19 protein-coding genes and 1 tRNA gene are annotated in these 25,091 nt (G+C 52.8%); 11 read left to right on the plus strand and 9 right to left on the minus strand.

The window, feature by feature from the left end; translation table 11 throughout:
- Nucleotides 1-699: 699 nt before the first annotated feature.
- From ROA7450_RS10315 to rimK, 3 genes are all read right to left on the minus strand, one after another.
- On the minus strand, nt 700-969 hold the full coding sequence (locus ROA7450_RS10315) for an NfeD family protein (RefSeq protein WP_085805646.1): 270 nt from the start codon (nt 967-969) through the stop codon (nt 700-702).
- The gene (locus ROA7450_RS10320; protein WP_085805647.1) at nt 969-1,856 is read right to left on the minus strand and encodes an SPFH domain-containing protein; all 888 of its coding nucleotides are present in this window, start codon (nt 1,854-1,856) and stop codon (nt 969-971) included. Before ROA7450_RS10320 ends, ROA7450_RS10315 begins: the two co-directional genes overlap by 1 nt.
- A gap of 179 nt (nt 1,857-2,035) precedes the next feature.
- Entirely contained in the window at nt 2,036-3,445 is a 1,410-nt protein-coding gene (gene rimK / locus ROA7450_RS10325; protein WP_085805648.1) for a 30S ribosomal protein S6--L-glutamate ligase, read from the minus strand.
- Between the two features lie 144 nt (nt 3,446-3,589).
- Here rimK and tgt point away from each other — a divergent pair, with 144 nt between their 5' ends.
- The 5 genes from tgt (at nt 3,590) to ROA7450_RS10350 (ending at nt 9,161) form a co-directional block, all read left to right on the plus strand.
- On the plus strand, nt 3,590-4,717 hold the full coding sequence (gene tgt, locus ROA7450_RS10330; protein ID WP_085805935.1) for a tRNA guanosine(34) transglycosylase Tgt: 1,128 nt from the start codon (nt 3,590-3,592) through the stop codon (nt 4,715-4,717).
- 509 nt (nt 4,718-5,226) lie between these two features.
- On the plus strand, nt 5,227-7,638 hold the full coding sequence (lon, locus tag ROA7450_RS10335; protein WP_085805649.1) for an endopeptidase La: 2,412 nt from the start codon (nt 5,227-5,229) through the stop codon (nt 7,636-7,638).
- A 175-nt stretch (nt 7,639-7,813) separates the two neighbouring features.
- Nucleotides 7,814-8,389 carry a histidine phosphatase family protein gene (locus ROA7450_RS10340; protein WP_085805650.1) on the plus strand — a complete coding sequence of 192 codons (576 nt, stop codon included), beginning with the start codon at nt 7,814-7,816 and terminating at the stop codon, nt 8,387-8,389.
- A 33-nt stretch (nt 8,390-8,422) separates the two neighbouring features.
- A complete protein-coding gene (locus ROA7450_RS10345; RefSeq protein WP_085805651.1) occupies nt 8,423-9,007 on the plus strand; it encodes a histidine phosphatase family protein in 585 nt (194 codons plus the stop codon).
- A 78-nt stretch (nt 9,008-9,085) separates the two neighbouring features.
- A tRNA-Val gene (locus ROA7450_RS10350) sits at nt 9,086-9,161 on the plus strand.
- A gap of 104 nt (nt 9,162-9,265) precedes the next feature.
- Here ROA7450_RS10350 and ROA7450_RS10355 read toward each other — a convergent pair.
- Complete coding sequence (locus ROA7450_RS10355; protein ID WP_085805652.1) at nt 9,266-9,940, minus strand: SOS response-associated peptidase; 675 nt, start codon at nt 9,938-9,940, stop codon at nt 9,266-9,268.
- Between the two features lie 426 nt (nt 9,941-10,366).
- Between ROA7450_RS10355 and ROA7450_RS10360 the strand changes: the two genes are divergently transcribed.
- A complete protein-coding gene (locus ROA7450_RS10360) occupies nt 10,367-10,960 on the plus strand; it encodes a YceI family protein (protein WP_143534423.1) in 594 nt (197 codons plus the stop codon).
- A gap of 65 nt (nt 10,961-11,025) precedes the next feature.
- Nucleotides 11,026-11,979 (plus strand): AraC family transcriptional regulator, encoded by a 954-nt coding sequence (locus ROA7450_RS10365; RefSeq protein ID WP_085805653.1) that lies wholly within the window; start codon nt 11,026-11,028, stop codon nt 11,977-11,979.
- 63 nt (nt 11,980-12,042) lie between these two features.
- Here ROA7450_RS10365 and ROA7450_RS10370 read toward each other — a convergent pair whose 3' ends face one another.
- The 3 genes from ROA7450_RS10370 to ROA7450_RS10380 form a co-directional block, all read right to left on the minus strand.
- Entirely contained in the window at nt 12,043-14,079 is a 2,037-nt protein-coding gene (locus tag ROA7450_RS10370) for a capsule polysaccharide biogenesis protein (protein WP_085805654.1), read from the minus strand.
- A complete protein-coding gene (locus ROA7450_RS10375; RefSeq protein ID WP_085805655.1) occupies nt 14,079-15,221 on the minus strand; it encodes a polysaccharide biosynthesis/export family protein in 1,143 nt (380 codons plus the stop codon). Before ROA7450_RS10375 ends, ROA7450_RS10370 begins: the two co-directional genes overlap by 1 nt.
- Before the next feature lie 92 nt (nt 15,222-15,313).
- A complete protein-coding gene (locus ROA7450_RS10380) occupies nt 15,314-16,630 on the minus strand; it encodes a capsule polysaccharide biogenesis protein (RefSeq protein WP_234999492.1) in 1,317 nt (438 codons plus the stop codon).
- Nucleotides 16,631-16,736: 106 nt separating this feature from the next.
- Between ROA7450_RS10380 and ROA7450_RS10385 the strand changes: the two genes are divergently transcribed.
- From ROA7450_RS10385 to ROA7450_RS21280, 4 genes are all read left to right on the plus strand, one after another.
- Nucleotides 16,737-17,324 (plus strand): riboflavin synthase, encoded by a 588-nt coding sequence (locus tag ROA7450_RS10385; RefSeq protein WP_085805657.1) that lies wholly within the window; start codon nt 16,737-16,739, stop codon nt 17,322-17,324.
- 736 nt (nt 17,325-18,060) lie between these two features.
- Entirely contained in the window at nt 18,061-19,077 is a 1,017-nt protein-coding gene (locus ROA7450_RS10390; RefSeq protein WP_159454034.1) for a BamA/TamA family outer membrane protein, read from the plus strand.
- Nucleotides 19,078-19,230: 153 nt separating this feature from the next.
- On the plus strand, nt 19,231-20,835 hold the full coding sequence (locus ROA7450_RS10395; RefSeq protein ID WP_234999493.1) for a mechanosensitive ion channel family protein: 1,605 nt from the start codon (nt 19,231-19,233) through the stop codon (nt 20,833-20,835).
- 118 nt (nt 20,836-20,953) lie between these two features.
- A complete protein-coding gene (locus ROA7450_RS21280; RefSeq protein ID WP_234999494.1) occupies nt 20,954-21,157 on the plus strand; it encodes a hypothetical protein in 204 nt (67 codons plus the stop codon).
- 214 nt (nt 21,158-21,371) lie between these two features.
- On the opposite strand, the gene ROA7450_RS10405 is transcribed toward ROA7450_RS21280, so the two are convergent.
- Both ROA7450_RS10405 and ROA7450_RS10410 read right to left on the minus strand, forming a co-directional pair.
- A complete protein-coding gene (locus ROA7450_RS10405) occupies nt 21,372-21,809 on the minus strand; it encodes an NUDIX hydrolase (RefSeq protein WP_085805661.1) in 438 nt (145 codons plus the stop codon).
- A 216-nt stretch (nt 21,810-22,025) separates the two neighbouring features.
- Entirely contained in the window at nt 22,026-25,082 is a 3,057-nt protein-coding gene (locus tag ROA7450_RS10410; protein WP_085805662.1) for an efflux RND transporter permease subunit, read from the minus strand.
- Nucleotides 25,083-25,091 lie beyond the last annotated feature (9 nt).

The raw sequence follows: 25,091 nt of genomic DNA on the forward strand, positions 1-25,091 counted from the left end.
TTGACGATCTTCTCGCCAGGGCTTTTGGTTGTCTTTCTCATCTTCCACTCCTCAGTGGTTACGATGAGCCAGAAACTCTCCCTTATCAAATCAACCTAATTGGACCCATTAGCGCTGACGTCAAACGAAAACTCGATCTGCCTCAAAGGCTTTAAGGGGTTACAATGTATTCGTTCGACCTCAATTCGAAATTAACAAGAACGGATGTGTTGAGAAAATAGGCATGTGAACCTTTGATGCACCGAACCTCTCAAGCTAGGTTAAGATTGCGCGGAGAGGTTTCAAATTCGGCGTCTTATTTTGGCGACAGCATTAGAGCTGTCGGACCATTTGATCGCGCAATAATGTGGTAGCCAGATGGCAGAAGATCGCGATAAATCTACGAAGTGAAGCTGCCAGCCTATAACCACTGAACTTTGGGCAAGCATCCTTAATCCACTAAAGTTTACCCAGTTTCATCATGTTCCGACAGCAAAGATGGATTCGCCAAGATAAGATGTTCGAAATTTTTGGTGCTAAACTCTTCGATAGCGTTTTTTGCAGAGCCGTACTCAGGTGATAATTCTTGTGGCGTCGCGAGAACAGGAGCAAAATCTCAAAAAAGGAACTGTATGTGCTTCGCTAAGCAGCAAAACTAAGTTTACGATATATTCCTGTCGTTTTTGCGCGTTTAAAAAAGCGGGCTGAGGCCCGCTTTCATTATTTGTTGATGTCTTCGTGAACGATCCGGCTCTGATCGTCTGCGGGTTTGAATACGCGTCGTAGCACGAACCAAGAGATGAGCGACAGCACTGCGAAGATCGCAAGCAATGCCGGAAGGCCGATGCCGAAGGGCAGGGCGACCACTACCGCTGTGATCGCAGCCCCAAGAGCGATGCCGAGAAAGATATAGCCCGGAGCAAGCGTTTCGAGGATGGCCAAGGCCAGTGCCGCGCCCAGCCAGACCCACCATTGTGCCCAAAGATCCATTATGATTTTCCTTTCAGCATGTTAAACGCGTTGCCAAAGGCCTCAAGCGCCTGTGCAGGGACCAGAACGGTCGAGGATGACGGGCTGTTGCCAAGCGCGTTGAGAGCTTCGACCTGTTTCAGCGCGACCTGATATTGTGCCGCCTCCAGTCCATTTTCGGCGATTGCAGCAGCAACTGTACTGGTGGCATAGGCTTCTGCCTCGGCTTGGACACGGCGTGCCTTGGCGGTTTGCTCGGCGGCGTAAAGTTCGGCGTCTGCGTTCAACTCGACAGCACGTTTGGCACCTTCCGCCTCGGTCACCTGCGCGCGGCGGGCGCGCTCGGCGTTCAATTGCTGTAGCATAGCGTCGCGTGTAGCCTGATCCAAGTTTACATCCAGGATCTCAGCCCGGGTCACTTCGATGCCCCAATCATCAACAGCATCTTCGACGCTAGATTGGATAGTGGAGATCAGGCTGGCGCGGTTGGCCTGCACATCATCCAGGTCCATCTTACCAATTTCCGCACGGACAATACCGGCCACTGTGGTGGCAATCGCGGCATCCACGTCACGGATACGGTAAACAGTCTTTTCAGGCTCGATGATGCGGTAAAAGACGGATGTATCGACCTGCACCAATACGTTGTCTTTGGTGATGGCGTCTTGGCTTGCAGTAGGCAATTGGCGTTCGAGAATCGAGATCTTGTGCGCTACTTTGTCCAGAAATGGCACAATGAAGTTGATGCCGGGGCCGAGTACTGCACGTAAGCGCCCAAATCGTTCTACGACGTGCTGCTCTGATTGAGGTACAATTTTAACGCCCCGAAAGATTAGGACAAAGATAAAAACAGCCAGCAGGATGAACAGCAGGTTTGATGAAACGAGTTCGAGCAATAGGTCTTCCATTAATATCCCTCAGTTGTTGTATGCAGTGGTATACATATTGGGTTTGCGTGACGCATTTTCAAGCTGTGTTAACGCGGAAAACCGGCAGGAAAAAGGCCGTAATTAAATCAAGGATGCGAAAAATGTAAGGAAGCTCGTGAAAGATGAGGCCGCCATTAGGCGGCCTCATTTCGCCCGATTTACTTGGCTTTGGCGGTCTTGCGGCGCTTGATCGGAGTTGCGCGTGCGCGCGATTCAATCACGTCATACAATTTGCCGGCAATATTTTTCCCGGTTGAATTTTCGATGCCTTCCAGTCCGGGGGAGGAGTTGACCTCCAGCACTTTGGGGCCGTTCTCTGACCGCAGCAGATCAACACCAGCAAGGTTAAGATCAAACGCTTTTGCCGCACGAAGGGCCGTTTCTCGCTCTTCCTTTGTGATGCGCACTGATTTTGCGCTGCCGCCCCGATGCAGGTTAGACCGAAAATCACCTTCAGCCCCAGTACGTTTCATTGAGGCGACAACCTTGCCGCCAACCACCAGACAGCGAATGTCTTCGCCTGCTGCTTCTTTAACGAAGTCTTGCACCAGAAAGTTGGCCTTGAGGCCCCGGAAGGCGTCGATCACAGATTCGGCGGCCTTTTTTGTTTCAGCCAGAACGACGCCTTTGCCTTGGGTAGACTCGAGTAGTTTAACAATCAACGGGGCGGTGCCAACAAGACCGATAAGGTTTGTTGTGTCTTTGGGGGAGGCGGCAAAAGCTGTGTTCGGCATCCCGACCTTGTGGCGTGCCATCAACTGGTGGGCATAAAGCTTATCCCGGCTAGCCGTGATCCCAGCCGAAGGGTTGACGCAATAGGTGCCAATGGTTTCGAACTGCCGAACAATAGCGGTGCCATAGGGTGTGATCGAGGCCCCAATGCGGGGAATAACGGCGTCAAATCTTGGCAAACGCTTGCCATCATAATGCACGTCCGGGGCCATGGCGTTAATTGTCATATAACAACGAGTTGTGTTGATGACTTCAACCGTGTGACCGCGCTTCTCGCCTTCTTCAACAAGGCGTCGGGTGGAATAGTTATCTTCGCGCGAAAGCACCGCAATCCGAAGTGAACGATTGGGCTGGGCATTACGCATTTTTGAAGTGTGATAGACGTCGTAATTTAGTTCAGGTTGTTGAAAGCGTTCGGTCGCAACGATTGAGATGTTATCCTTGAGAGCAGTTCGCCCAAGCAACATTCTTGAGTTCATTGAAGCGCGATTGGTAAGTGTGATTTCAATCGGCCAGCTTTGACCATTCACCGAGATGTTGCTCTCAATAACAAAGCGCATCTCTTTTTCACCATTAGAGGATGTCACTTCGCGCCGGTCCACAATCGGGGCGGAGCAGGGGATCACCAGATCATCACGACCGGGAATGGGGTGAAGTGTAAAGCGGACTTTGGGTTTTGACGCTGGGCCGAATGTTTCTATGTCAAATGCGTGTAATGCGCTGGTGCGGGCACCGGTATCAATTTTTGCGCGCAGCGCCGGAATGCCGAGATCAGGCAGACTGATCCATTCTTCCCAGCCAAAATTGAGAACCTCCGTGTCATCGGAATTGGGCAATCGCGTCCCTCCTTATTGTTTTGATTTTGGGCTTCCATTCTTGCGGGAAGCCTTCTCCCTGAAGAGTCTGATCACAACATGTATGGCCCGGGGGTGCAACCCGGGGGCTTGGCAATCGCAACAATCCGGTGCATGTGGGCGGGCATGAACAGCTTTTCTTTTTCCCTTCATGCCGAAAGCGGGCAGGCCCGCACCGGCGTTATTTCAACCCCGCGCGGCGAGATACGGACCCCGGCATTTATGCCGGTGGGTACCGCGGCAACAGTCAAGGCGATGTTGCCAGAGAGCGTGCGCGAGACGGGGGCAGATATCCTTCTGGGCAATACCTACCATCTGATGCTGCGCCCGACCGCAGAGCGGATTGCTAAGCTGGGTGGTTTGCACAAGTTCATGAATTGGGAACGCCCTATTCTGACGGACAGTGGCGGTTTTCAAGTGATGAGTCTTGCCGGGCTTCGCAAGCTCAATGAACAGGGGGTTACCTTTAAATCGCATATCGACGGTTCCAAGCATGAACTCACACCGGAACGCTCGATGGAGATCCAAAAGCTGTTGGGCAGCGATATTGTCATGTGTTTTGACGAATGCCCGGCATTACCGGCGACGGACAAAGAGGTTGCAGAAAGTATGCGCCTCAGTATGAGGTGGGCGGCGCGTTCAAAAGAGGCCTTTGGGGATCGTCCGGGGCATGCTTTGTTTGGGATCATGCAAGGCGGAGTGACGCCAGAGTTGCGTGAAGAATCTGCCAAAGCGCTACAGGAGATTGGCTTTGATGGCTATGCCGTCGGTGGTCTTGCCGTGGGCGAGGGACAAGAGGCCATGTTTGGCGTGCTGGACTATGCACCGGGGTATTTGCCCAAGGACAGGCCACGGTATCTGATGGGCGTTGGCAAGCCGGATGATATCGTTGGCGCGGTAAAACGCGGCATCGACATGATGGACTGCGTTTTGCCTTCACGTTCCGGTCGGACCGGCCAGGTGTGGACGCGATATGGGTTCTTGAACATTAAGAACGCCCGCCATCAGGATGACCCGCGCCCGATTGATGAAAATTGCACGTGTCCGACATGCCGCAATTATAGTCGCGCCTATCTGCATCATGTGTTCCGCAGCCAAGAAATCATAAGTTCAATGCTGCTGACATGGCATAACCTCCATTACTATCAAGAGATCATGGCGGGCATGCGGGAAGCTATTGCTGCGGGCCGGTTCGACACGTGGGAAACCGAATTTCACGCGCAACGTGCCCAAGGTGATATTGAGCAGCTTTAGGCGTTCCGGCGCTAAGTTTCCCAAGCGATTCTCTAGAATTTCTCATTGCGCCCACGGTGGCTTTGCACGCGCTTCTTGGGTCTTCGGGAAACAATCGGGTTTTTGCCTTGGTAATTGTCGATGAAATTTGGCGAAAACTGACAATTTGACCACAGTTGGTGCATGCTCAGGAAGGCTAGCTTAGGGGAATGGACGAATTTGTGTTACGGTGCAGATGTACCTGGGATGTTTGCATTGTGAGTTATATTATGAGCTATACTATTTTTGCCTGTATGTGGGCTTCGGTTGCTGTGTTAGCTGCAATGGCACTTGGCTGAAGACGACGTAGAGAGAATTTGAAACAAATGCGTTGAATTGCGGCTTGCTCCTGTTGAGCCGACAAGGCATTGTTGCCCGAATATGGTTGAAATTCGGACAAGACCTGCCCACATCAATCATGTCAAACGGAGAAGGCCGGGGTTGCTGAATATTCGGGGCCAGAGCTTTCTTGCTTAGAACAGGATATTAGAATGCCAGAATTCCTTAATGCGTCGCTTCCAGTATTGCCGTTGCGCGATATAGTGGTGTTCCCGCATATGATTGTGCCGCTTTTTGTCGGGCGTGAAAAATCAGTGCGGGCGCTCGAAGAAGTGATGCAAGATGACAAGCAAATTTTGCTGGCCAGCCAAATCGATCCAAGCGAAGACGACCCCACTGCGGAGGGTATCTATCGCGCAGGTGTATTGGCGAATGTGCTGCAATTGCTGAAGTTGCCCGATGGCACCGTGAAGGTTTTGGTCGAAGGCGTCGCACGGATTCAAATCGACGAATACCTTGAGAACGATAACTTCTTTGAGGCTAGAGCCGCATTTCTGGAAGAAGAAATGGGCGATGAAGCCACGATCGAAGCGCTGCTGCGCACTGTAACAACAGAGTTCGAGCGCTACGCGAAGGTCAAAAAGAACATCCCCGAAGAAGCACTGGCCACCATCGCAGAAACCGCAGAACCTGAAAAGCTGGCGGATCTGGTGTCAGGTCACCTTGGGATTGAAGTGGGCCAAAAGCAGGAACTGCTTGAAACGCTGTCGGTTAGCGAGCGTTTGGAAAAGGTTTATGGCCTGATGCAGGGCGAAATGAGCGTTCTGCATGTCGAGAAAAAGATCAAGACGCGCGTCAAGTCACAGATGGAGCGTACTCAGCGTGAATATTACCTGAATGAGCAGATGAAGGCCATTCAGAAGGAGCTCGGTGACGGTGAAGAGGGCGAAGGCGAGATTGCAGAGCTTGAAGCCCGCATCAATGACACCAAGCTATCAAAAGAGGCACGTGAAAAGGTTGATGGTGAGCTGAAGAAGCTCAAAAACATGTCACCTATGAGTGCCGAAGCCACAGTTGTGCGCAACTATTTGGATTGGATCCTGTCCATTCCGTGGGGTGTGCGCAGCCGAGTCAAGAAAGACCTGAGCAAGGCCGAAGAGGTGCTTGATACGGATCACTATGGCCTGGAAAAGGTCAAGGAACGGATCATCGAGTACCTCGCTGTGCAGCAGCGTTCGAAAAAGCTAAAAGGCCCGATCATGTGTCTTGTCGGTCCTCCAGGCGTGGGTAAAACCAGCTTGGGGAAATCTGTGGCCAAGGCCACGGGACGTGAATTTATTCGCATCTCTCTAGGTGGTGTGCGGGACGAGTCCGAAATTCGTGGTCACCGTCGGACCTACATTGGTTCGATGCCCGGTAAGATCATTCAGGCGTTGAAAAAGGCCAAAACCACCAATCCGCTTATCCTGCTCGATGAGATCGACAAGATGGGGCAAGATTTTCGTGGTGACCCGGCGAGCGCAATGCTTGAGGTGCTTGATCCTGAGCAGAATAATACATTCATGGATCACTATCTTGAGGTGGAATATGATCTGTCAAACGTGATGTTCCTGACCACCTCGAACAGCTATAACATGCCTGGGCCTTTGCTGGACCGGATGGAGATCATTCCATTGGCTGGCTACACCGAGGACGAAAAGACCGAGATTGCTCGGCGTCACCTGATCACAAAGCAGATCAAAAACCATGGCCTGAAAGCCAAAGAGTTTGACCTCAAGGATGACGCGCTGTTGGACATCGTGCGGCACTATACGCGTGAGGCTGGCGTTCGGAATCTTGAACGTGAGATCGCCAAGATTGCGCGTAAAGCGGTGACCAAGATTGTTAAGAAAGAGGCGGAAACCATTGAAGTCACGTCGGAAAACATTGACGACTATCTTGGTGTCAAAAAATTCCGCTACGGTCTAGCAGAGGAACGCGATCAAGTTGGAGTTGTTACAGGTTTGGCTTACACGTCCGTGGGCGGGGAGTTGCTGAACATCGAAGCGCTGCGTCTGCCGGGCAAAGGCCGGATGAAAACCACCGGTAAGCTGGGTGATGTGATGAAAGAGTCGATTGACGCGGCCTCCAGCTATGTGCGTTCCATCGCACCACAGATCGGGGTCAAGCCACCGAAATTCGACAAGATGGACATCCACGTTCACGTTCCAGAGGGGGCCACACCGAAGGACGGACCAAGTGCCGGTTTGGCGATGGTCACGTCGATCGTGTCGGTCCTGACAGACATCCCCGTGCGCAAAGACATTGCCATGACCGGCGAGGTCACCCTGCGTGGCAACGCGCTGGCTATCGGTGGGCTTAAGGAAAAACTTCTCGCAGCCCTGCGCGGTGGTATCAAAACGGTGCTGATCCCGGAAGAAAACGAAAAGGACCTGACGGAAATTCCGGACAACGTGAAGGAAGGGTTAAAGATCATACCCGTCACGCATGTCTCGGAAGTACTGAAACTGGCGCTGACGTCCGAGCCAGAACCAATTGAGTGGGATGAGGCGGCAGAGGAAGCTGCGGCTGCCGAATCTGCGCTCAAAGCAGGGACAGGTGGCGCCGGGGCAACCGCGCACTGAACCTTCTCCTATAGAAGCAGATAAAGGGGTGCCCTAAGGGCGCCCCTTTTTGTAAAACTCGCCGCCAGCTTGGGCTTGAGACGCTCTTAGCGATCCGCTACGAGTATCGAGCGAAAATCAACGCGCTTCACGAATATGCTGCAATGGCACCCCGAACACTTGGAACAACTAATTGATGCAAAAAGCCTTTCCAGAGCTTTGGATTCTGCGCCACGGTGAGACCGAGTGGAATGTTTTGGGGCGCCTTCAGGGGCAGTTTGACAGTGCCCTGACCTCGAAGGGTTTGGCTCAGTCCACCAGACAGGCGGGAATCCTAAAGCTTGAGTTATCGGAAAAAGAGGTCCGAGTTTACTCCAGCCCCGCCGGACGCGCACTCCGTACGGCGCAAATAGCCGCTTCCGGCCTTGCAGTTGAATGCCACCCGGCGCTGCAGGAAATTAATATAGGTACGTGGCAAGGGATGACCGTGGCTGAGATTAAACTGGCGCATCCAGAGCTTGACCACGCGGATGATCCTCATGTCTGGAAGTTTCAGGCCCCGCAGGGGGAGCGGATTGAGCAAATGAAGGCGCGTCTCGAAAGGTTTCTCGAAAACCTGACAGGCCCCAGTGTGATTGTGACTCACGGTGTGACCTCCAGAATGCTACGGTGTTTAGTTTTGGGGTTGGACGTTTCAAATATGTCGCTAGTTCCCGGTGGGCAGGGCATTGTTCATCACATCAAGGATGGGCAGGCGCAGGTATTGCAGTAACCCCTTCGGGGGCAGGATCGAAGTGGATCTACCGTGAATTTACCACCTATTTATTTGCTCAGGCATGGGGAGACCGTCTGGAATGTCGAGCGTCGCCTGCAAGGTCGCCGCGATTCGAATTTGACAGTACGTGGTCGGGCGCAGGCCGAGGCACAGGGGCGATTATTGCATGGGGTTTTGCAAGATAAGCCCACGCCTGATATCTATTGCAGCCCCTTGGGGCGAGCACGAGAGACTGCTGAAATTGCTCTTCAAGGCATTGATTCTGATGTCTTTTACGATGAGCGTCTGCAAGAGGTGTCAGCAGGTGAGTGGGAGGGCCGCACCCGCCCTGAGCTTTTTGAAGAGCTCGGGATGGAGGACGGCCCAGGAACTGAATTTACGCTCTTCACAAGCGCACCCGGTGGGGAAACCGTGGCGGAACTTCGCACCCGATGCGCAGCGTTTCTAAGCGAGCTGGCAGGGCCGTCGGTTGTTATCACACATGGCGTAACTGGCCTGCTGTTGCGCGGAATCGCAATGGATCTTGATGAAGTTCAACTGCGTCAGCTAGAGCGCGGGCAGGGGTGTATTTACCATCTGCAGGACGGGGTTGAGACCTGCCTGAAAGAAAACTGAGGGATTTTTACTTTTCCACCATTTTCGATGCAAAGAGGGCTTGCGTCCGTCCTCGGCCTTGGCTATGACGCGCCTCACGGGTGATTAGCTCAGTTGGTAGAGCGCTTCGTTTACACCGAAGATGTCGGGAGTTCGAGTCTCTCATCACCCACCATTTCCTCTCAATACGGCGCCGAAAATTTATGCAACTTCTACAAGTTGTACGTGGGTTTTGTTCAAAACTGCATTGCGCTATCAGAGCTAAAAATTTTCGGAACTCTAAAAATCGAAACTGGTTTGCTGCGGCGCCCAGGGTTCAGTCATTTCTGGGCCTTCGCTGGACTTTGTGATCGGGGCGACGGGGGTGACCTCAAATCGTCCCTCCCAATCGGTGCCGAGGGTGTCCTGCGCTTCGTTTGAGGGGGTGGTGTAGGTGAGCCAGTCATTGATTTCTGCAGGGGACAGGATCACCGGCATACGGCTGTGGATGTGTTCGATTTCCGGGGCCGGGTTGCGGGTGAGGATGGAGCATTGCAAACCGTCCCCAGATGTTCGGTAGAAACCGGCAAAAAAGATCAGGGGGGCGTTGCGGTTGACCGAGATGAAATAGGGTTGTTTACGACCAGACAGACCGCTCCATTCATAATATCCCAAGGCGGGGATGATACAGCGGCCATTGTCCCAATAATCGCGCCAGAAATGGGTATTGGAGATTTTGGAATTGATCAGTGGGGATTTTGCCCGTGGGTCGTTGATTTGCCAGCGGGCGGTGGTCAGTTGAAACCCGTCGTCATCCCAGCGGATCATATGGGCCTGATCCGAGGGGGAGATGTTGTAGCCCCGTTTGGCCTCTGGCGTATTCGGATCGGCGCGCGCAGGTGTGTAGAGAAACCCTGAGAGGATTTCCAACATCTGATCTTGGGTGAGATCCCCGGCTGCAAATTTTCCGCACATGACTTGTTATTGCTGACGCAACCGATGTTGCAAAGGGGGAGATTTAGAATGTTGTTCAATGATGGGGATTGCAGCTTCAGACACATCGACTTTGTGAATGCTTGATTGGAGAGAATTGCAAACATTCACTTGCCGTCATTCGCTGTGATTGCATGGTTCTTGTTGGTCGATAAAGCCAACATTCGTATCAAGTCTGTGGCATCATGGAACCGTTCTTGCTCAACACTTTGGCATTGAGTGTTAAGCAATCGCGCATAAGCAGGGCGAGGGCCCTCGATTCACAACTTTATTCGTTAGAGAAAAACAGCAATCTCGATCAAGTCTTCTAAGTTGGTTCTGTTTATCAATGGAAAAATATTCGCACCCTTAACGCGATCTGGCCCTGGATTGGCTTGGAGCGCAAAACCAATATGAGGACCTACACTTATGAACAATTTGGTATATGGCACACTTACAAGTTTCGCGCTGGCTCTCACTTTCACAACTGCGAAGGCTGAGGCGGTTGAAACTTATGTCATTGATCAAGGCCATACCGAGGTGTTCTTTGGTTGGAGCCATGCCGGTGTGTCACGTCAGCATGGCGAATTCACGCGGCTTTCGGGGGCGATGTCTCTCGACCCGGAAAATCCTGCTCAGTCCAGCATTGAAATCACAATCGATGCGACCAGCCTTTCTAGCGGATTTGAGCCGCTTGATACCGAGCTGATTAGCCGGAGTTGGCTTGATGTGGAAACATACCCAGAAATCCATTTCAAAAGCACATCGGTCGAACTAACCGGAGGTGACACGGCCCTAGTCAGCGGAGAATTGACCCTGCACGGTGTAACAAAGACCGTTACGTTGGATACCAAACTTACCCACCGGGGTGCACATCCTGTGGGTCAATGGATCGACTATTACAAGGGACCTTGGGTTGCCTTTCATGCGACCACAGACATCGATCACACGCTATTTGGGGTCGGGCCATATTCTACTGGCCGCATTTTTATCGAGATAAATACTGAGCTCAAAGGACAATAGATGATAATCTGCTGCTACGCGCAGAGCTAGCCATGCGCATCGTGAGGTTGAAACGGACTGACTAAATGAACAAAACCGCGTTGCAGCGTCATCGGGTGAACCGCGTGATTAACTTTGTACGTGATAGCGCGGCAGAACCGATGTCTCTTGACCACATGGCGGACGTTGCTTGCCTGTCGCGCTACCATTTTTCGCGCGTTTTTTCCGCGCATTGCCAAGAAACGCCTGTTGAGTTTGTATCCCGGTCGCGTCTCGAAAACTCGGTTGGGGAATTGGTTTTGAAGCCTCATCGGCCAGTGACAAGCATCGCGTTAGATGCAGGCTTTTCTGGTTCTCAAGCGTTTTCGCACGCGTTTCGACGTCGTTTTGGGATTGGCCCTAGGGGGTTTCGTGACGCCAATCGTGGTTGCGTAGTTGATTTCCCCAAAAACCAGTGGCAGCAATATCCGATGTTGGCCTCCACACCACAAGCGACCAATCAAGCCATGCCCTCATGGGCGGCATCTGTGCAGTTTGCACCTGAAATGCGATTGGCATACATTCGTCATATCGGCCCTTACTTCAACATGCGTGGCACAAATTGCAACACGGGGGGGATAGCCTCGTCAATCGAACAGTTGGTCTGTTGGGCCAAGGAACGCGGTGTCTGGCACAAAGATACGACGGTCATTGGCGTTTGCCCGAACAATCCCAGCGTCACACCACCTCAGTATTGCCAATACGATGTCTGTATTTCTGTCGATGAAAGCGTTTTGGAGGATGACGTTGTCAGCATTCAGACAATGCCTGCGACGACATATGCAGCCGTTGAGATGTTGGGCGACTCTGGAACGTTGATGCAAGCGTGGCGGTGGTTGATATCACATTGGGTTCCAGAGAACGGGTTAAGATCGAACAGCAGGACACCATTTGAGATGTATCAAACGGATGGTTCTCATGTCCTGTGCCCGGAACACGGAATCAAGCTTTGTTTGCCTGTATCAACTTGCAACGAAAGTCGAATTTTTCCGCAACGCTGAATTTCTAACTTTGAAACTTTTCTATAAGTCAAAATCTTGCTCAGCAAAATTCTTGGATTGTTTTCACCGCCACCAATGGGCGTAGCTGGCGAACACACCCTGTAGTTTTGACAGAAGGCGGTTGCGGGCGCTGCGGGGGAGTGGGGTGTTGTTTGAGAGGCGGTCCACGATAACCTCGACCGGGCAGGGCGTGTTGGTGATCGGATCGTGATAGCGGGGATAGTCGATCAGGGTGGCGTGGATCAGGCCCAAGAGGCTGGGGCGGGCGGCGCGGCGTTCGGGCGTATAGCCCAAATCGCGTGTCAGGCCCAAACCAGCGTAAAAGGGCGCGCCTGTGGTGGTGACCTTCAGCCCTCGCATCAGCGCCTCGAACCCCATGAGCGAGGTCATGGTCCAGACCTCATCGACGTGGTCTAGTAGCATTGAGGGATCGGTGTCTCTGCAGATGTGATCCGCCAATTGGTGCAACGTGTCGGGTGGGATGGCACCAGTGCGCAGACCTGCTTCGACATCCGGGTGGGGTTTGTAGAGGATAACGGCATCGGGGTTCTGTTCCCGCGCCAGCGTGAGCAGGGCGAGGTTGGTGTTGATTTGATTTGCACCAAGTTTGATCGAGGCGTCGTCTTCGACTTGACCGGGCACCAGAATGCGGCGGCCCGGCGGCAGGTCCAGAGGCGTTTGACCGATATTGTATTTACTGAGGCCTGCTGCGGTGATGGATTTGATCAACCGTTCCACCCGGCGCTCTTGGTCAGGGCGTAGGGTGCTGCGTTTGGCGATCAAGCGTTCCAGACGGCTTTCGCGGGTGGGGTCATAGTAGATGCCCAGATCATCGCAAACGAGGGAAAGCGGTGGGGTCAGCTCGGCCCCGAGCCCCTTGGAGCGCAAAAATCCATCTTCGACGCGGGAGATGGGTGTCTCGGTTTGTGGTGCTTTGCTGGCCCAGATCATGGATTTGGCATTTGGTGTAGATGCAGGACTGAAGCGAACCCGCTTATGTTGGCCAAAGAAATGTTGAAAGAACGGACGCTTCCACAGGCGGATCTCATCGGCGTGCCATCCTGTGTGGTCTTCGCGCCAGCAGCGGCTTTGCGCCTCAAGCGTGTTGATAGCAACTTCGATTTCGCACAGGCGGTCGTGGAATGGGTCGTACCATTTGGGATAGAGGATCATACTGGCAGCAAAGAATTGTGCCTTGCTGAGGTTGCGGCCCCGGCGTGGGAGAGGTTTGGGGTTGCGGTCTTCGGTCAGACCCCAGCCTGCATAAAAGGGGTGGCCAAAGACCTGCGGGCGGTGGCCGGCAAAGATCGCTTCGAACCCCATTTGCGAGCTGGCAGTATAGACGGCGCGCGCCCCTTCGAGCAGGTGCCAGGGGCTGATCGGATCGGCGTAAAGGGTGATGCGGTCGTTTGCATCACTGGCATCAAAATAGCCTGCACGATGGCCCTGAATGGTTTCTGGATGGGTCTTGATGAAGATCCGGGCGCCGGGGTGTTCCAGCTGCGCGCAGGTCAGCATTTCACGAAAGGTGTTGGCGTCGGCCTGTCCATAGGTGATGCTGGCGTCTTTGTGCAGTTGATCCACCACCAATACGTAGCCCGGATCGGGCAGAGGTGTGGTGGTTTCAAAGGCTGAATACTTGCTCAGGTGCGCCTCTTGCAGGCGGGCGATTGCTCCCCGGGCGCGGTCAAGTAGGGGCGTGTCGTCCAAAGGGTGAGTGGCGAGGAGAGTTTCGAGATCAGAGGGGTGACTGCTGTCGAAATGCACGCCTTGATGATCGATCATCAGGCCCAAGGGCGGCTCACCATTACGGCCGGGGAAGAGTGAACGTAGAAAGGCGTCTTCAACGCGCATGAGGCTGGCGCCGGTTCTCTCGGCCATTGCTTCGCCGCGATGGGCATAGGGGCTGCGCCCCCAGACGGCGATCAGATCTTCGGCGGAGGGTTTGCCGAGCTTGAGGTCATATCCAGCGAGTTCCAGGATGCGCCGGACGCGCTTTTGCTTGAGGAACCCCGCGTTGAAATAGTAAGCGCGCCGGGGAACCTCACCCGGATGCGCAGTTTGTTCAAGCGTATCGGATTGTTCAAGCGTATCGGACATCAAAGCCCAAGCGTGTCGCCTGCTGTTGAGAACGAACCGATAGCACCCAGAGTACCGGTGAGCGCACCTGCCACTTTACCCCAGCGTGCGAACGGAGCCTCGGTTACATATATCGTATCACCATTGCGGATGTTAAAGTCACGTAACATAAAGAGCCCGTTGGCCTCGGTGATATCAACAACATAAACAAGCCGCTGACTACCTTGCAGGTCGGATCGCCCCATGACTTGGTTTGCGATTTCTGCGGGCTCATTGCGTAAAATGAAGACGCCTGTCGGGTCGCCGGTCTGTGGCGACAATCCTCCTGCGCCGGCGATAGCTTCAGCTGCGGACAATACTGGGCGACGGAAAGGCAAATGGGATTGCGCACCGGTTGCACCCAATGCGGTGTAGGTCCGGGTATCTTGTTCGATGACTACTCGGTCGCCACTGCGCAGTGGAATATCGTATTGTGGATTTTTGAACAGATCCTGAAACCAGATTGTGCCTTTTTTGTTGCCGCGCAAAACGCTTACCAGTGCAGTTTCGGGTTCAATACTTATGCCGCCCGCAGCCGAAATCATGCGAGATAAGGTACGAGTAGGGCGCTCGATTGGGTAGACGCCCTGTGCTCCGACACCACCAAGCAATGAGACGGTAGAGCCGTTACCAGCAACGCGGCGTACCTGAACCTGAGGGTCAGGTGTTTGTTCCTGCAGTTTATTTGTGATGATGCGGCGGACGCCTTCGGGCGTGTTACCCGCGGCGCGAATTCGACCAGCGTAAGGGACGAAGATGAAGCCCTCTCCATCGACCTGAACCTCTTCCAGGGGCGTTTGACCACCAATTTCGCTAGTGAGCAAGCCGTCGTCGACGTTTTCCCAGATTGTCAGTCCCAGCGTGTCGCCCGGATTGATGGTGTCAGACCCAATCAGGCCTGCAGATTTAAAGCTGTCTGAAAATCCCAGTGATTTTTGAACGGCAGTTGCCTTAAGAACGCGGTCATCGACGCTCACGACAAAGGAGTCTCCGGAGCGCTGCACAGAGCCAGAAAATACTTCTTCTTTGGTTGGACCAACGCGTGGTACCGAACAAGACGACAGGAGTGAAATCGCGACAGCAGCCGCAACTGACTTTGCCAGTTTAACGTGTAGGCTCTTCACCGCTCATATCCCTCAGCTTGATTCTTGTCGTTCTTTTTGAGTGATACACTAGATAGAGCTGCGAGTTAAATCCACTTTTCTGGGTCTGAGCCCTATGCAGAAATATGCAACTGTTGCCGTGGGGACGCGGTACCGGAACGGAGCGCATCATAGGGATCCTCATCTGCCAGCATCATATCAACTGCCTGTCTAAGCAACTGCCTACGGCCCTTCGTTGAATAAAACCCACCGGCGATCTGGCTGGTTTCCAGCAGGTATTGTCGATAATCGACATAGGCACGCCGGTCAGGACGATCTGGGGCGCTGAAAAACTCTGGTAGGTGCTGCGTGCTCACAAACTCGGGCTTGGCATAGACGGCGTCCCCAAAGGTTTTTAAGGGTATGCCGCGCCATAGCACTTGCTGGGCGGCGGTTGAATTCACGGTGACGGCACTACGCGATTGATCCAATAGACCGGCAAGTTTTCCGCCACGGACAATGTGAACGCGGCCTTCGACATCATGATCTTTTGTCAAAGTTTTGAGATCTTTGACAAAGGTCGAACGACCATCTTCAAGCGGATGGGTTTTGATTACCAAATGGTGGTGACCCGGGGCACCATCGGCAAAGCCTTTAATGACCATCTCGAGAAATTCACTGATGGACGAGAAGGGGGAGTGAGCCTGAAACGAGGCGTCATGCTCCAGTTGCAACAGCACAAGATGGTACGGAAAACTACCGCGTTTGATCTGAAGTGTTGCGAGGTGACGTTTCAAGGACAGGTAAGGCATGAGCAACAAGCGTTTGAAATGGAGGCGGAATTCGGCGGAGACTCCGATTGAACGATGGGGGCTGAAATTCTCGTATTTGCCATTCAAACACAACACTGCGCCATGGTAGGTTGCACCATAAAACACGTGCTGGCGCATATCTCCCCAACTGGCTGGCGGGACGGGGCTGTCGATGTCAGAATGGGCCAGAGCATCGCGCATATCTTCGATGTTCATGTCCATAAGGCGCGAGTGTCCGTTTGATCCTCCGCGTTCATATGTCACCCAATAAGGGCGCATGTATCCTTCTTCGAAGACATGCACACGCAACCCGCGTTCCTTGGCCAATTCAACCGCTTCAGCATGTATGCGCCGGACGTCGCCATAAAGCACGAGATCGGTGACATATTTCTCGCTCAGAAGGTCCGAGAACCATTCGGACCACGTATCGATATCATCCTGAAATGGGATGTAGTTGTGACGAGACGGCCAAAAAAGTTGATCACCCGCGTTGAAACCCACCCGCCAAACTTTGGCGTTTGCACATTCCAGCATCTTCCCAAGCTTGTGAAAGAACGGGCCATGTGGCCCTTGAAGGAAAAGAAAAACACGCTTTGCGTCCATGGATACTCGTTTGTTCGGGTGTATCGTGAGTAACATACAATCTTATACTCTTCGTTTATGGCCAGTAAAGGGCGCTGTGGTCTCACTTGTCATCTTTCGCTCGAGAGGCTAGGAGCAAATTGCAACCCTGTGGAGGCCCTTTATGTTCACCGGCATCATCACTGACATCGGAACTGTTCAACAAATCGAACAGCGCGGCGATATGCGGGCGCGCATTGGATCTGCTTACGATATGGCTGGCGTTGACATTGGGGCGTCTATCGCTTGTGACGGTGTGTGCTTAACAGTTGTCAGCAAAGGCGACGGCTGGTTTGATGTCGATGTATCGGCAGAAACATTGGAAAAAAGCAATCTGGACGGCTGGGCCGTAAAGCGTCGGGTCAATCTGGAACGAGCATTACGGGTGGGCGATGAACTGGGCGGTCACATCGTGTCTGGCCATGTGGATGGCATCGCGACCGTGGTTGCTATGCAAGACGAGGGCGACAGCACCCGAGTTAGTTTGCAAGCACCCGAAGAACTGGCACGCTATATAGCTCCAAAAGGGTCGGTCGCTCTGAACGGCACGTCTTTGACGGTGAACGAGGTGGAGGGCGCCGTGTTCGGGATCAACTTTATTCCACATACAAAAACTGCCACCACCTGGGGTGACGTGAGTGTTGGAGATAAAATCAACCTCGAGATCGACACGCTAGCGCGTTATGTTGCGCGTCTGGCTGAATATAGCTGATAGTTGAATCTTTAGTCTGATTGAGCCTTTCATCCGCGAGACCTGTTGCCTTTACCGATGTCTTGTGCGCGGCTGGTGATCTATATGATCGGCGGATCACGCCCATCTATTTTCGGGAAGACCGATCAGTGATTTTAGGGTCTGCTCCGATAAAGTTTGGAACCCCTGTGGTGAGAAGTATCCTTCTAGACGGTGGGCGGATGCACAAGATCTGTGGAACAGGGCGCGCTTCACTGGATCCGGGCTGCTGCAATAGCTGCTTGCCACCTAATTGCATCGTTCAGGAGTCAGGTACAGAAAAGGAAAAGAGAGGTTTTCCACTTTCGTGCAATGTGGCCACGGCCTGAACGGGTTGGGTGAAGAACGAAAGTCCTGCTACTGTTGAAATAGCGAGATATCTAAGCATGAGTTAATCCATTTTATGAGGAGAGCTTTTTGCTACAAAAGGGAATGTTAATAAAATCAACCTCTCGGCGTGCAATGTTGTGTCGCGAATGAAACGTTCAAGTGAAAATCGAAGCGGGTTTTCAGGTTTATGTGGACCGAAAAAGTAATGCATGAAACCGTGAGGTGAAGGGTTGAATGCAACGGCAGGCTTATGTTTGAGATACTGAAATTCGACAGGTTTCGAGACCTTGTTGAACCGAGCATTCGAGTTTTTTTTGCGTTGTTTTTGGCGTGTTTATCACCAGTGCCTGTTCTGGCTGAAACCGCAAACAGTACTTTTGAACAAAACATGCAGCCGATTGATGACGCCTCTTCACAGGCCGATATCGGGTTTCGGAATGGATCTTTTATTGCAGTGCCTGTTCCGTTTTCGAATCCGATGATTGAAACTGGAATAGCCTTGGGTGGAGCATATCTGTTTCAGTCGGATGAGGGGTCGAACACATCCATGTTCGGTGTGGGTGCTCTAAAATCTACCAACGATACTGAAGCATACGGTGCAGCATTAAGTTTGAATTTTGATGACAATCGATGGGGCGTTTCGGCCAGTTACATTGATGCAGATGTAAGGTACGATTTGATCGGTAATTCTCTAACGGTACCGGTACGTCAAACCGGCAAGCTTGCACGTCTTGATTTGACTTATGGGTTTACGTCGGACACCAGTATCACTTTGTTGACGCGGTATCTGGAAACCAGTGTAACTTCAAACAATCGTTTTTTTGATGCTATGCCGCCTGAGTTCCGCCCAACTTTGGGTTTTTCGACTATGAGCTATGGTTTAGCTCTTGAACATGACCGGCGCGATCATGACCTATACCCGACAAGCGGTTACCGCGCGAGATTGACGGGCCTGTACACCGAACCGGTTACTGGGAACAGTGCGGATTATTCCAAGGCATTTGTGACTTTTGATAAGTTTTTTAATGTCGCGGACCAAGGGGCGTTGGCCTTGCGATTGACCGGGTGCTGGGCATCTAGTGACACAGTATTTTATGACCTGTGCTCCATTGGGGGCACGGATTCCATGCGGGGTTTCAACTCAACCCAATTTCTCGACAATGGCTTACTGTCCACGCAGGCAGAATATCGGGGTCGGGTTGGTAAAAAACTGGGGTATGTGATTTTTGCAGGCGCCGGCGGTGTTGGGAATAAAATCGGCGATCTTGATCGATACGGTGCAGCAGGCGGGGTAGGAGTGCGTTATCGCTTGTCGAAGAAATTCCCAGTCGATTTCTCGGTAGATGTTTCGGGCAACGACAGTGGTGAAAGCCTGCTTTATATTTATGCGGGGCAAAGATTCTGATCCAAAAGAATTCTTTGTGATTTAGAGGGTTTATGCCATCCTGTCTTCAATTCGACAATGGGGACAGTAGACATGCAGGCGGAGCAAAGTATTTGGCCTTTTGCGATTGGGCAGCGAATATTATTTGCAATATGTATTCTGTGTTTGAGTGTTGTGACACCCTCTTTCGTGTTGGCGCAAGAAACCGAAGAAAATTTCATTGAGGATGCAGAGCAAACTCAGATCGTAGGCGATGAAACATACGTCGCGCCTGTCGTGGTGGAGGGTGAGGTCCTGTTTCAGGTACGAGGTTTCACCGCGTTGCCGGCGGATGAGCGGGCCGAAACAATCGCTACGAAGATTATTGAATTGGCGGAGGCTTCCGAAGAGCCCAGTGTCGAAATCGAAGTATTACCGCACAGATATGGAAAGGTTCTTGTTTCTGGCGATATTCAAATTGTCGTTGTCACCGGTGCAGAAGCGAAACTCGAAGGTTTGAAAGTCGAAGCGTTAGGAGAGCTTTACGCAGAGCAAGTTAAGACAGCTGTTGAAGCTTATCGAGCCAAACGGACACAATCAGCTCGGATTAATAGCGCGACTCACGCATTTGCTTGGACAGTGGGTTTTATACTGTTGTCGATACTGTTCTTCCGCCGAAGAAACAGTTTAGTTCGTGCAGTTGGACGGTTTGTAGAAGGCCGCTTTGCGGATGTCGAACAGGTGACGAAGACAATTGTACGAGGTCAGGCCGTCGCAGGGCTCGTTAGATTTATTCTGCAATTGCTGTGCTGGGGCTCCTATTTCATGGTGTTCTATTACTATCTTTCTTTGGTCATGTTTTCGATCGCGGAAACTCGACCGCTGGCGCAGCTATTGTTGACTTACGTCACCGACCCATTGATCGATATTTTAAAGGGCTTCGTCGCCTATCTACCAAGCCTGATAACGCTGGTTATTATCGTCTTTATAACGCGGTATTTGATCCAAGGTGTTAAGGTTCTGTTGGACAACGTCGAAGCGGGCGTACTTGAACTGGGCGACTTTGAGCGGCATTGGGTGGCCCCGACCTATTTCCTGTCGCGTATCGTTATCATCGGCATCGCTTTGGTGTTTGCCTATCCGCATATTCCGGGGTCAGATTCGGCGGCCTTTCAGGGGCTGACGATCATCGCAGGGGTGATGGTGTCGCTGGGATCGAACACTGTTGTCAGCAATATCATGGCGGGTTTGTTTGTCATCTATCGCCGTAGCACGAATGTTGGTGATCGTATCAAGGTGGGAGACCTGACAGGAGACGTCGTCGAGATCAAACTGATGGAGACGATTTTAAAGTCGCTCAAAAATGAGCTGATCAGTATTCCGAATGCAAAGCTGTTGAATTCCGAAGTCGTGAACTATACGCGGGTCATCGATGGGCGCGGACTCTTGGTGCATACCGTGGTTGGCATCGGTTATGAAGAACCGCCCAAAAAGATCGAAGCCATGTTGATCGAAGCGGCAGATCGGACCAAAGGTCTGAAAAAAACGCCAAAGCCTTTTGTTTTGTGGTCGCAACTGGCGGATTACGCCATCAATTACGAGATCAATGCCTTCACCTCGCGTGGGGGACATTTGCCAAAGATCATGTCGGACCTGCACTCCAACATCGTGGATGTGTTCAACGAAAATAACACCCAGATTATGACGCCATCATATGAGGCGGATCCAGAGATTCCAAAAATCCCGAACGAAGACTGGGATGGTACACTGGCACATCAATTGGGGGTGGAGCAGAAGTGACCTTACTTTGCAGTTATGTCATATCACTTCAATAAGGAACCAATCCAACTTGAGAGCATCTTTTATGAGAGCAATATGCGTGCTGCTATTTCCTGTACTTCTGCTGGCCTGCGGGTCGGTGACTGAAGATACGCCGGGGCAGATTTATAGGGTCAAAAGCGGAAGCGTGACCATCCTTGGAGCAAAAAATCACGGTGCAGAAGCCAAACCGACACGGCGGATGATTGAACAGGCTCAGGAAGCTTGCCCCGGTGCAAGCTACCGATCGGCTGTGCCGTCAGTAGAAGATTTTAACATGTACGAATACACATTTAGTTGCTGAGGCAAACACGACGAACCTGCGCAGCCAATCACATGCCAAAACAAGGTTGCGCCTGTGCACAGAATTTGAATGAGCAATCTTGCAGGCGCTGAAACCGAACAATTGGGGTTCGCGATTGAAAGAGCCGTCAGATCAACACGCGTCCAGTTGAGCCGTTAATGTGAACGCCTATGCAAGAGGACCGTAGACGCCATCAATTGCGGTGCATCAGGACCTATGCCGCCTTTTTTAGCGGCATGGCTGATTTGTTCTTGTAATACCACTTGAGCCATTGCTTGATACTTTTGCTCATGCCTTTGCAAGTAATCAGTTTGCGGGCCTTCTTTGGCGAGATGACGATGCGCTTGCGTTGGTGCATTTCATCCCATTTGTCATTCATCTTTTCGACTTGCATCGGATACAGGGTTAAGTCGATTTTGTCGCCGTTCCGGATGATGGTTGTGGTGAATTCGGCGTTTTTATCGACCCTGCCTTTCAGGCCGGCCTCTTCCAACGCTTCCTGCATCGCGGACTTGCGTTTGGACAGGTCAGAAATTTTACCGCCCTTGGGAAATATCCACTGCCTATGCGTGCGGCTGGTAACCATCACGATGCGAGTTTTGTTGCCGTCCTTAAAATAGGGGACAACGCCATATTGTTGTTTGCGTGCCATATCTTTTGCTCACCTCAATTGACGGAAGCGATCGGCCAATTCTGTGGCAACCCGTCGTTTGTCCGCCTCTATTTTCCTGCCTCATGTTTGGGCAGGTTTGGTCATTATGTCCTTAGAATAGCTTAAGAACACCAGATAGGATAGGTTTTTGTGAAATCAACACTACACTTGGGGCGCCTGGCTAAGGCGGTTTTCAAGGCCGGGCAACGATCCAAATTATGCCATTGCAGGTTCCATCGCCTGTTGCTTATGCGCAGAACGCACAAAGAATATGTAGTAGAATACTGGTGCCGCGATCAGGGTCAGGACCGAGGCAAAGGCCAAACCACCCATGATGGTGATTGCCATCGAGACAAAGAAGGCATCCCAGATCAGCGGGATCATCCCCAGAATGGTTGTCGCAGCAGCCAGGATCACCGGGCGCACACGCGAGGTGCTTGCCTTGACGATGGCATCAGCCAACGGCAGCTGCGGCTCTTCACGGCGGACGATGTCAATCTCTTCGACCAGAACGATGCCGTTCTTGATCAGCATGCCTGAAAGCGACAGCAGGCCCAGAAGCGCGGTGAAGGTGAAAGGCAGGCCAGTACCCAACAGGCCGATGGTGACACCATTGACAGACATCGGCACCAACAGCCAGATGATTAGCGGCTGACGCAGGGCGTTAAACAGCAAGATCGAAATCAGAACCATGATGATGATGCTGAACGGTAGCTGAGCGGCCAAACTAGCCTGCGCCTCGGACGAGCTTTCCAGATCGCCGCCCCATTCCATCTTGTAGCCTGCGGGCAGGGGCATGTTGTCGATCACATCTTTCACTTGCGATTGCACTTGTGGTGCCGTCAGGCCCAGCTTGATTTCGGCGCCGACGGTGAGGGTCAAAACCCGGTCGCGACGATGCACGAGCGTGTTTTGCGGCTCGAACACCAGACCATCGATCACCTGCTCCATTGGAACAAACTCATCTGCACTTGCTGAAAAGAGTTTCATATCTGTCAGCGCGAGCGTGGAATCGGGCGAAAGGCGCAAGACGATGGGGATCTGACGTTCGCCTTCGCGGTAGACACCAGCGGTGAGTCCTTCGGTCGCGAACATGAAGGCATTGGTGACATTTTCACGGGTGATGCCGGCCTCTTGCGCGCGATCATCGGCGTAGACAGCCCGTAGCACCTGTTCCATTTCACGCCAGTCAATGAAGAGCGTGGTGATGTCATCGGTGGCTTCGGCCATCAGGCGCATGGCTTCGTCGCCCAGATCACGCAGAACCTCAGGATCCGGTCCGGAGAAACGTGCTTCGATCGGGGTGCCGCCACCTGGGCCAAAGGCCAGACGTTTGGCGCGGAATTCACCTTCGGGCAAATTATGGGCGGCGACGGTCAACATCTCATCGGCAAGGGCTGAGATTGTATCGATGGTTTCCGTGCGTATGATGATGTGTCCGTAACTGGGGTTTGGATCCTCAGCCTGATAGGTCAGCATGAAACGTGACGCACCTTGGCCGACGTAGGTGGTGTAGGAGACCACATCATCTCTTTGTTCGAGCCAGTTTTCGATGACTTCAAGGTCGCGCGAGGTTTGGTGGATCGAGGCACTTTGGGGCAGCTTGTAGTGCACAAACAAAAGCGGCGTGTTGCTGTCGGGGAAAAACTGCTGCTTGATGCTGCCGAACCCGGCGTAGCAAACCACCGTAATCCCGACGAGGCCCGCAACAACTAGCCAGCGCAGGCGTATAGCTGCATTGAGGGCTTTGCCGTAGACGCGGAACAGCGGACCGTCGTAGCCGCTGCCTGAGTCATCTGATGTGCCTTGCTTGAAGAAATAGTGGCCGAGCAGGGGCGTGGCCGTCAGGGCCAGCACCCACGACAGTATTAAAGAGATGCCGATCACGGCGAAGAGGGAGAATAGAAACTCACCCGTCGCATCGTTGCTGAGGCCAATCCCGGCAAAGGCCATGATGCCGATCACGGTTGCACCCAGCAGGGGGATCTGGGTTTTGCTGGCCGCATCATCCGCCGCATCACGAGAGTTCGATCCGCGTTGCATGGCGATTTGCATGCCTTCTGCGACCACGATGGCGTTGTCGACCAACATGCCCATGGCAATGATCAAAGCGCCAAGTGAGATGCGCTCCATCTCAATCGAGAAGAAGTTCATGAACATCACGGTGCCAACCACGGTCAATAAAAGCGTGGAGCCCACAACAACAGCCGCGCGCCAGCCCATGAAGAGGGCGAGAACGACCACCACAATGGTCACAGACATGGCGAGGTTGACGAGGAAGTCGTTCGAGGCTTCTTCGACCACAAGGTGCTGCTGGTAAATCGGAGCAAGGTTTACACCGGCGGGGATGTCGCCTGCCAGTTCAGCCAGTTTGGCATCGGCACGCTTGCCTACATCGACGATGTTTTCGTCGGCAATGCCCGCAACGCCAAGCGTAAAGGCGGGTATGCCGTTGTGGCGGATAAAGACATCTGGGTTGGTTTCCTGAGCGCGATAGACCTCGGAAAAGTCATCGAGGTTGACGATTTCGCCGTCAACGCCGACGGTCAGACCGGCAATCTCATCGACAGTTTCGTCGCCTTCGGGGGCCTGGATCAGGGTGCGGCCATCAGAGGATTGGAGGCTGCCGCCGTCCACAACCGCGTTGGCATTGGCGATGGCGTCTTGAATGGCGCTTGGGGCGACATTCTGATTGGTGGCGACCACGAGGTTGGGTTCAACATAGACCACTTCGTTGGGGATGCCCGCAACCTCGACGTCCGCAACGCCTTCGACGGTCAGTAATTCGCGCCGCATGAAGGTGGACAGCTCATAAAGTTCAGCGTCCGAGAAACCCGGAGCAGTCACAGCGTAGTAAATGCCAAACACGTCGCCGTAGGTGTCATTCACATAGGGCACCGTGGCCCCAGTGGGGAGACGCGCGTCCGAGACGCGGTTGCGCAGCTTGGTCCAGATTTCGGGTAGTTCGGTACCGTCGTACTGGTCCTTCATGTCAATGGTGATCCATGACAGGCCGGGCTGGTTCATCGAGCGGATTTCATCCACTTCGCCCATTTTCTGAATTTCAGACTCTAGCGGTTCAGAAATTTCTTCGGCGACTTGTTCCGCCGAGGCACCGGGGTATTGGGTAATAACAACGGCGGTTTTGATAGTAAAGGCGGGATCTTCAAGACGCCCAAGGCTGAAAAAGCCCCAGATGCCCCCTAAAAGGCAGCCTAGCATGATCAGCCATGTGATCAGCGGCTTGTCGATGGAAAAGCGTGCGATGTTCATGATCCGGCC

This window comes from Roseovarius albus (assembly GCF_900172335.1).
Classification (GTDB): Bacteria; Pseudomonadota; Alphaproteobacteria; order Rhodobacterales; family Rhodobacteraceae; genus Roseovarius; species Roseovarius albus.

Excerpts from the sequence above, each read along its gene's own strand:
- ROA7450_RS10405 (WP_085805661.1), bottom strand. The coding sequence starts at position 21,809 with ATGGCACGCAAACAACAATATGGCGTTGTCCCCTATTTTAAGGACGGC.
- ROA7450_RS10370 (WP_085805654.1), bottom strand. The coding sequence starts at position 14,079 with ATGTCCGATACGCTTGAACAATCCGATACGCTTGAACAAACTGCGCAT.
- tgt (WP_085805935.1), top strand. The coding sequence starts at position 3,590 with ATGAACAGCTTTTCTTTTTCCCTTCATGCCGAAAGCGGGCAGGCCCGC.
- ROA7450_RS10380 (WP_234999492.1), bottom strand. The coding sequence starts at position 16,630 with ATGTTACTCACGATACACCCGAACAAACGAGTATCCATGGACGCAAAG.
- lon (WP_085805649.1), top strand. The coding sequence starts at position 5,227 with ATGCCAGAATTCCTTAATGCGTCGCTTCCAGTATTGCCGTTGCGCGAT.
- ROA7450_RS10315 (WP_085805646.1), bottom strand. The coding sequence starts at position 969 with ATGGATCTTTGGGCACAATGGTGGGTCTGGCTGGGCGCGGCACTGGCC.
- ROA7450_RS10365 (WP_085805653.1), top strand. The coding sequence starts at position 11,026 with ATGAACAAAACCGCGTTGCAGCGTCATCGGGTGAACCGCGTGATTAAC.
- ROA7450_RS10390 (WP_159454034.1), top strand. The coding sequence starts at position 18,061 with ATGCAGCCGATTGATGACGCCTCTTCACAGGCCGATATCGGGTTTCGG.
- ROA7450_RS10320 (WP_085805647.1), bottom strand. The coding sequence starts at position 1,856 with ATGGAAGACCTATTGCTCGAACTCGTTTCATCAAACCTGCTGTTCATC.
- ROA7450_RS10340 (WP_085805650.1), top strand. The coding sequence starts at position 7,814 with ATGCAAAAAGCCTTTCCAGAGCTTTGGATTCTGCGCCACGGTGAGACC.
- ROA7450_RS10410 (WP_085805662.1), bottom strand. The coding sequence starts at position 25,082 with ATGAACATCGCACGCTTTTCCATCGACAAGCCGCTGATCACATGGCTG.
- ROA7450_RS10360 (WP_143534423.1), top strand. The coding sequence starts at position 10,367 with ATGAACAATTTGGTATATGGCACACTTACAAGTTTCGCGCTGGCTCTC.
- ROA7450_RS10355 (WP_085805652.1), bottom strand. The coding sequence starts at position 9,940 with ATGTGCGGAAAATTTGCAGCCGGGGATCTCACCCAAGATCAGATGTTG.
- ROA7450_RS10385 (WP_085805657.1), top strand. The coding sequence starts at position 16,737 with ATGTTCACCGGCATCATCACTGACATCGGAACTGTTCAACAAATCGAA.